The following is a 1,316-nucleotide window of genomic DNA, read 5'->3' on the forward strand; positions in this document are numbered from 1 at the left end:
TGGATAAAAGCGGAAACTATGGGCTCAAGGGAGATTGCCATTTTTAAGTCCGGGGTCACCCTTTAAAACCCCCTTTGAAAGAAACTCTTTACTATCAGGTTAAATTTTACTTTATGATCCATACGACCATAAAACGGAGAGGGTAGGGAGAGGGTAGGGGGATGGTGGGGGGCAGCCGGTTAAGTTGTATTTAACCGTAACTACTCAACTTGCCGGGCGGTCAACCTTATAGCGATAACCGGGGAGGTGAGAAGCAGGACCATCCGGCAGCTAGCTGGATTTAGCGATACTCGCGGTAGGTAACCGCATGATTATTTTCCCGGCCGCGAAATAATGCTACAATATAAAAAAGCTTTGTTTCCGGGGTGAAAAGTTTTGCCACCAAATGAAGGTCTCGTCCAGTCCCTGGAGAAGGGGCTCAAAGTCCTGGAAGCCCTGGCAGCAGCCGGGGAAGGGGTGGGTTTAAGTGAGCTCAGCCGCCGGTTGGGCCTCAATAAAAGTACTGTCTATCGCCTGCTCACCACGCTGAAGGCTTATGGTTACGTTGAGCAGGAAGCGGCTACAGAAAGATACACCCTGGGTTTAAAGGTCCTGGATCTAAGCAGCAGCCTCCTGGACCGTCTTGATGTCCGTGCTGTAGCCCACCCCTATCTCAAGGAACTGGCTGCTGCCAGCCAGGAAGTGGCGCATATGGTTATCAGGAACAACGGCGAGGCTGTTTATGTGGATAAAGTGGAAGGTAACCGCACCATCCGTATGTACTCCCAGATTGGCCACCGGGTAGCCATGCACTCGACAGCTGTCGGCAAGGCCATGCTGGCCTTCCTGCCGCCGGAGGAAGTGGCCAAGATCATTGCCGGCAAGGGGTTGCCTCGTTTTACCCCCCGTACTATTACCACCATGGCTGCCCTAGAGGCAGAGCTGGACCGGGTGCGGGAAAGCGGTTACGCCATCGATGACAGTGAAAATGAAGAGGGGATCCGCTGCGTCGGCGCACCCATCTTTGATCACCGCGGCCGGGTGGTAGCGGCGTTAAGTATATCCGGCCCCACCCTGCATGTCACCCCGGAGCGGGTACCGGAACTGGGGCAACTGGTGCGCCAGGCCGGCTGGGAGATATCCCGTCACCTGGGCTATAAACCGGATTAGCGGGCTGGTAACTGGTGACGGTCGCCTGAGCAAGTCAGGGCGCTAATCGCGGCACTGTATGAAAGGCTTTTTGCAACTTTGCTTGATGTTACGTAACTACTCAGGCTATCAACCAATAGTTAAAAATCAAGTCTCACCAGGAACAAAAGGCATGCCAAGGAGGGCAC

General features: G+C 54.0%; 1 protein-coding gene. It reads left to right on the top strand.

What is annotated here, in order from left to right; genetic code table 11:
• Positions 1-375 precede the first annotated feature (375 nt).
• Entirely contained in the window at positions 376-1,149 is a 774-nt protein-coding gene (locus SDD30_RS17365) for an IclR family transcriptional regulator (RefSeq protein ID WP_434076187.1), read from the top strand.
• Positions 1,150-1,316: the final 167 nt, after the last annotated feature.

The sequence above is a fragment of the Moorella naiadis (nom. illeg.) genome, from assembly GCF_051020825.1.
GTDB lineage: Bacteria > Bacillota > DSM-521 > Neomoorellales > Neomoorellaceae > Neomoorella > Neomoorella naiadis.